This is a genomic window from Streptomyces sp. NPDC001858, from assembly GCF_053594615.1.
This window is the reverse complement of record NZ_JBSFEV010000042.1, coordinates 34,315-40,314: the sequence shown is the minus strand read 5'-3', so window position 1 is coordinate 40,314 and position 6,000 is coordinate 34,315. Positions and strand designations below refer to the sequence as shown.

General features: G+C 71.0%; 5 protein-coding genes and 1 pseudogene. 3 read left to right on the top strand and 3 right to left on the bottom strand.

All coding sequences use genetic code 11. From position 1 onward, the window contains the following. Window positions 1-322 precede the first annotated feature (322 nt). Window positions 323-1,126, bottom strand: coding sequence for a TnsA-like heteromeric transposase endonuclease subunit (locus ACWCPF_RS38090; protein WP_451049709.1), 804 nt, complete (start codon window positions 1,124-1,126; stop codon window positions 323-325). Window positions 1,127-2,428: 1,302 nt separating this feature from the next. On the opposite strand from ACWCPF_RS38090, the gene ACWCPF_RS38085 reads away from it, so the two are divergent. Continuing rightward, window positions 2,429-3,364 (top strand): hypothetical protein, encoded by a 936-nt coding sequence (locus ACWCPF_RS38085; protein WP_451049708.1) that lies wholly within the window; start codon window positions 2,429-2,431, stop codon window positions 3,362-3,364. A 67-nt stretch (window positions 3,365-3,431) separates the two neighbouring features. Here ACWCPF_RS38085 and ACWCPF_RS38080 read toward each other — a convergent pair. Next, window positions 3,432-3,846, bottom strand: a pseudogene (locus ACWCPF_RS38080) (helix-turn-helix domain-containing protein); the annotation flags it as partial. Window positions 3,847-4,002: 156 nt separating this feature from the next. Here ACWCPF_RS38080 and ACWCPF_RS38075 point away from each other — a divergent pair. Continuing rightward, window positions 4,003-4,221, top strand: coding sequence for a hypothetical protein (locus ACWCPF_RS38075; RefSeq protein ID WP_451049707.1), 219 nt, complete (start codon window positions 4,003-4,005; stop codon window positions 4,219-4,221). 34 nt (window positions 4,222-4,255) lie between these two features. After that, window positions 4,256-4,588, top strand: a complete 333-nt coding sequence (locus ACWCPF_RS38070; RefSeq protein ID WP_451049706.1) for an antibiotic biosynthesis monooxygenase family protein — start codon at window positions 4,256-4,258, stop codon at window positions 4,586-4,588. A 196-nt stretch (window positions 4,589-4,784) separates the two neighbouring features. Here the strand turns inward: ACWCPF_RS38070 and ACWCPF_RS38065 are convergent, their stop codons facing one another. Continuing rightward, entirely contained in the window at window positions 4,785-5,762 is a 978-nt protein-coding gene (locus tag ACWCPF_RS38065) for a hypothetical protein (RefSeq protein WP_451049705.1), read from the bottom strand. Between the last annotated feature and the right edge of the window lie 238 nt (window positions 5,763-6,000).

The following is a 6,000-nucleotide window of genomic DNA, read 5'->3' as shown; positions in this document are numbered from 1 at the left end:
CTCAAGTGTTTATTGTATCCCGCTCCGTGCGGCGCCCCTATCAGTGGAAACGGAATTCTGTGAAGATCCCCGCCTCGGCTCGTGGCGACAGCGATATCGAATGGCTGTGAAATCGCTTCTTCCCACGGGAGGGGCGGTTCGCGCCGCCAGGAGCCGGGCGACGGCCGCGTTGCCGGCGCCGTGCTGCAACCGTTGCACGGACCGGGCGTCGAGCGTGCCGGAACCGCCGGCTGCGGGGCCAGCTGGCCGTTTTCGTGCGTCGCTGTCGCTTTCGGACCGGTTCTTCGGGGTGTCGGTTGCGTCGCTCTCGGGTGCGCGTTTGTCAGCGTGCACGTCGGAGTGGTCCCCTCAGCGGAGTACGGGGTGATGCGCAGTCCGTATCGAGCCTCCGACGGGGGCGGTGCTGTGGTGACCGGGTGCGGGGCAGCACCACGGGCACCGGCCGCGGCCCGTGCGGGCAGCGGCCGGGGCGGTTTCCAAGGCTGCGCGAGAAGTTGAGGTGCTCGTTGTCCCTTCGCCCCTGCTCCGGCGAGAAGCTTTCGTCCTGGCGTGCGCAGGCCGCGCGGGCCGGCGATCCGGGCGCTACGGCGGCATTCGGGTGCGAGACCGGCTTGAACGGCCGATGTCCAGCCGATGTGCGCGCTCGCTTCCGAGACGGCCTTTGCCGCGCCCAGGGTGCGTTCGCCGCAGGCGTCGGGTGCCGGGGGCAGCCGGCGAGCAGGGCGGTGCCGTCGGTGTAGCGGGCGAAGAGCTGCGGCCCCCAGGAACGCACCTGCCCGCGGGGGTTGCGCCACAGCAGCCGCACCGGCTGCCCCGCCAGGTCGGTCACGCGCGGATCGCGGTCCAGGACCATCAACTGGGTGCGCATCGCGTTCGATCCCGCAGAAACGTGCCGTCGGGTCGTGGACGACCACCACAGGCCCGGTCCCCACCGCCGCCCCGGGATTACCGGGAACGCCGACACAGGCGCCAGGTCCTCGAAGGCCACCACGAGGGCGACGTCCGCCCACCGCTGCTGGACCACCTGCCCGACGGGGTCGAGAAAGACCGCCTCAAACCCGGTACCGCGATCGGCCGCCACCCGCCCTGCCCGGCTCCAGCGATCCGCCCGCTCCTCGCCCGCCATGGCATCACGCGCGTCGCCGATGTCGCTGGCCCGGACGACCTCTACATCCGCGTCACCATGGCCGTACGCCCCCCTGGCCCACACCCTGTCCGTGGCTCAAGGCAAGGGCGCGGCACGGGACGCCGCCCGAGTCTCTGGCGCAGTGGAGGCGATCGAAGCACGGCACGCCGCGCACGCCGTCCCCGCTCCCTCCATACGGCAGGCCGCAGCCTCGGACCTTGCGCTCCACCGCACCGGCCCGGCGGCTGGACACGGCAGTTTCGAAGTGTGACGCGGGATCACCGCGGCTCCACGCTTCGGCGATGTCCGGAGATGCATCGCTGTGGACGGCCGGCCTGGAACCGGGGTGCTGAAGCTGTCCAAGGTCCGCAGGAAAGTATCCACTTGCCGAACTGCCCGCAAAAATAGCCAAGTTCAACACTGAAGGGCGCCGACCGACATACCCCCGTATGGCTGCGCAGTCTGTCGGCCCTCCCGTGATCTCGACTCAGAACACCTTCTGACAGGGTTTCCAAGACGAGACCCTGTCGTTCCGTTCACTCATTTCTTGACCTGATTCATCCGCCAACGCCGTGATCTTCTGATCTGCATTTTTGGATGTCTGCCATCAGCCGATGGTTCCAGTGATCACCGTCACAGGGTGGGTTGATGCTGCTGTTCAGCGGGATTTGGCGACCTGACAGCAGACAGCAGACAGCAGACAGCAGACAGGTGTCGCTGACGGTGATCACGCGGTAGCGGATAAGGGGTGCAAGCGATGCTGGTCAAGTCCAGGAAGGGTTCGGCTTTGCGCTGGTGGCGGCGGTGGCGGCGGTGGCGCCGACCGGACAGCCGGTGGGCCAGGCCACTGGCGTGACACCTGGGCCAAACGGAACGGACAACGAAGAATCAAACGCTTACCCAGGCGACTTCGCAATTCCCGGTGGCGCGGGGAGCCATGGCCCTGTGCGGCTCCGCCGCATGGACGCGATTGGCCACAAGCGACCCGTAGACGTAACGAGTCCAGGGGGTTGGGTCAGTCGATGGTACTGATCTTGACCGTGCCATAGTGAAGTAGCAGTCGCCGGAACTCGCCTCGGATGCGGCAGCGGCTGCTCTGCGAAAGACCCTGCTGGGCAGCCCGCACCCGGCGACCGGAAAGGCCGAGACCACATGACCACAAGCGACCGTGGGAAAAGCCCCGACGCCAAGACCGGTGAGACTGGGGATGAAGCGGCGGCAGCTCCCCCGCTGCCCCGTCGGCACCACGGCGAGCGGCCCGACCGTCCGGTCCTTGGCACCGGGTCCGGCCCCGAAGGATCCATGTTCGACCCGGCGGCAGCCCTCGCCGCGCGCACGGCGCCCACGCCCCCCGCGAGCGAGGTGGACTGGCCGGATGCCCCGGACACCACGGCCGCCGGGGCGGCCCGGCGGAGCGACCTGGGCGGCTCCCCGGCCTCTGCGGGGGCACGCCGCGTACCGCCACTGTTCGACCCGACCGTCGCCCGCGCCTCGCGCGCCTTGGGCACGACCCCCGCCCCTGAACCCGACCAGGCCGCCGACCCGGCCGCCGACCGCGGCCCGAAGCGTCGGCCGGTCAGGAAGCTCGTGCTGATCGGCGTCATGGTGCTGCTCGCCCTGGGCGGAGGCGCCGTCGTGCTGCTCACCGGATCGGAAAGCACCCCGTCGGACAGTCGGGCGACCGGCACAGCGGGCTCCCGCGGTTTCGACCGGTCCCCCATGGGCGGGGACCCGGAGGACGTCGCCGCGTCAAGCGATTCACCGTCGCCGTCCGGAAAGCCGAGCGGCGGTCAGGGAACGGAGAGCCCTGCCACAGCCACAGCCACCGCAGGGGAAACCACCAAGGCCACGCCGTCCGCAGCCACTACCAAGCCGTCCGCGCCCCATGCCACGCCCTCCAAGCAATGGACCACGCTGGTCGTGACGTCCACAAAGGTGCTCGAGTCCGGCCAGTCCTGGCGCTCCGACCGCACGATCATCGCGATGGAGTCGGACGGCAACCTCGTCATCCGCGACGAGAACAACCGCGTCCGCTGGTCGGCCGGGACAGCGGGCCGCGGCCACCGCACCGTCTTCCAGGCGGACGGCAACCTCGTCGTCTACACCACGGACAACGCCACCGCCTGGTCCAGCAGTACCGCCGGTCACGATGGAGCCACCCTGGTCCTGCGCGCCGACGGCGATGTCGCGATCGTCAGCAACGGCACCACGGTGTGGCGCAGCAGGACCCAGCACTAGAAGGTGGACGCCGGCCGGCCCGTAACACCCGTACGTCCGACCAGCCAGGCGTGGGCGTGCGATCTGCTCAGCCCATTCCCTGCTCGGGGCGCTCGGCGCGGAAGGCCCGCCGGTACACCTGCGGGCTCGTCCCCACCACCCGGCGGAACCGTTCCCGGAAGGCCATCGGCGAGCCGAACCCCGTCTGGGCGGCGATGCGTTCCACCGGGTGGGCCGTCGTCTCCAGCAGGTACTGCGCCCGCCGCACCCGCGCCCGGTGCAGCCACTGCAGGGGCGTCGTCCCGGCCTGGTCGCGGAAGCGGCGGTTGAGGGTGCGGGTGCTCATGCCCGCTTCGGCGGCGATCTCGTCCAGGGTGAGGTCGCGGTCGCAGTGCTCCTCCGGCCGGCGCAGCACCGGCTCCAGGGTGGCCCCGGCGGGCGCAGGCGGCAGGCCGTGGACGGTGAACTGGGCCTGGCCGCCCCTCCCGTTCGAGCGGCATGAGACGCGGGCCTACTCGGTGACCATCACAGGATCATTCGGGAAGGTACGCCCTCTGCGTGCACTCCCGGGCCGATCCACAAGTTCTCAGTGGCACGCCGGAATCCGCCTGTCACTCCGCCTGACTCGGATTCCGCACCCGATCTCCCCGGAGCACAAAGTGGCTTTGCGTCGCTCGATGAAGGTCGCCGGAGCAGCCATATGCGTCTGCCGCGGCCGGTACCGGCTGATCGACGCCTGCGGCATCGAACATCGCCCGGCCCTCCATGGTTGCGGTGTCGATGCCCTGCGCGATGACGTGCAGGCACATCCTGAATCGACCGCCATGGCGGTGCGGGAAACGGCGACCGACCGCCGGAGTCCGACGGCCGGTCGCTGACCTGCCGTCCGGACGCCTGCTGGACAATGGGGCCATGAGCATCGTCAAGATCAACGTCCTCACGGTCCCGGCAGAGCAGCGCGAGACGCTGGAGCAGCGGTTCGCCGCCCGGGCCGGCGCGGTGGAGGGCTCGGACGGCTTCGAGTGGTTCGAGCTGCTGCGGCCGGTCGAGGGCACCGACCAGTACCTCGTGTACACGCGCTGGCGCACCGAGGAGGACTTCCAGAAGTGGATGGCCGGGCGAGCGCAGGCGGCGCACGGCGGCGCCTCCGCGGAGGGCGGCGGCGAACGGCCCAAGCCGGCCGCGACGGACGCCACGCTGTGGTCCTTCGAGGTGGTCCAGCAGGCGGCACCCAAGGAGGGCTGACCTGTGTCGGCCCGGGGTGACCCCACCTCACCCCGGGCCGCGCACCCTCAAGCCGCCTCCCGGACGTCCACGGGGCGGGTTCGCCCGCCAGGGCGTCCAGGAGGCCCGGTCCGTGAGCACGGGGTCGTCCGACGGGCGGCTCCGGCCTTGCCGAGTGCTGCCCGGCTGCCCGGATCGGCTTGTGCTGTCGTCGGGGTCAGTCCGTCACGGTGAGCGTGCCCGTCAGGGTCAGGCCCGCTCCGGTGCCGTCCTCGGGCGTGGCCGTCAGCTGCCAGATGTACGTGTCCGCGGGGACCGGGTCGCCGTCGACGAGGGTGCCGTCCCAGCGGACCGTCAGGGAGGCGCCCACGGCCGTGGCGTCGAGGGTGTGCACCACCTTCGACTTGCGCTTGATCACCAGCTGGGCGCCGGTGGCGGGCTTCGACAGCTGCCACTGCGGGTTCCACGTCGCGCCCGCCGTACGGGCGTAGGCCGTCGGCGTGTCGGTCGTGGTCACGGTGAGCGGCTGGGCGGGGACGCCGCTCGGTACGACGTGGGCCTGCCCCGTGGCGTCCCGCCAGGCGATGCCGCCGCCGAACTTGTCGACGTCGTGGTTCTTCCAGTTCGAGACCGCGGGCAGGTCGGTGAGGGTGCGGGACTCGGCCGCGGTGCCGGTGCGGAAGTCGGTGAGCTGGAGCGTGCCGACGCTCGTGTCGTGGTTGACGACGAAGCCGTCACCGAGTTCGCCGCGCCGAGGAAGGCTGATGGTGGCGCCGGTCTCCAGGTCGTCCACGCCGAACAGCGTGGACGGGTCGCCGCCGACGATGTCCTGGCCCAGGCAGTCCCAGTACACCCAGCGGCCGACGGTCTGGATGTCACGGATCACGCAGGAAGCCCCGACCGCGTACGAGCTGACCGTGCCGGTCGCCAGGTCGCGGGCCTCGATCCGCCCTCCTGTGCCGTCCGTGGTCCACAGCTGGGAGCCCCACAGCGCGGCAGCGGGCGTGGTGAGATGCTGCACCGCCGCCGCCCCGCCGGGCGCCTCGAAGTCGACGACCACCCGCTCGTCGCCGCCGCCGTACACCGCGTACCGGCCGGCGGCGTCGCGCAGTGCGCGGCCGGAGGCCGCAGGGGTGTTCCGGTCGAAGGGGATCACCTCGGTGCGGGTGCCGGACGCGGTGGCACGGACGATCACGTCCCGCTGGGTGGTGTCGTCGTGCCGGACATGGACGACCGACCCGTCGCCGGCACCCAGCGGCTGACCGTAACTGTCCCCGAGTCGCGCGGTGGTGAGTTCGGAGCGCGGCCCCGCAGGCGTCCCCCGTGAGCGTCACCCGGCGCGTCATGTAGGCGGGGCGCGGCGCGCTGTCCTCCTCCTTGGTGACCAGCTGACCGCCGGAGAGCGCGATTTCGCGTACCACGGCCGGTCGGGA

Coding starts and splice junctions, on each gene's coding strand:
- ACWCPF_RS38090 (WP_451049709.1), bottom strand. CDS start 1,126: ATGGCGGGCGAGGAGCGGGCGGATCGCTGGAGCCGGGCAGGGCGGGTG.
- ACWCPF_RS38085 (WP_451049708.1), top strand. CDS start 2,429: ATGTTCGACCCGGCGGCAGCCCTCGCCGCGCGCACGGCGCCCACGCCC.
- ACWCPF_RS38070 (WP_451049706.1), top strand. CDS start 4,256: ATGAGCATCGTCAAGATCAACGTCCTCACGGTCCCGGCAGAGCAGCGC.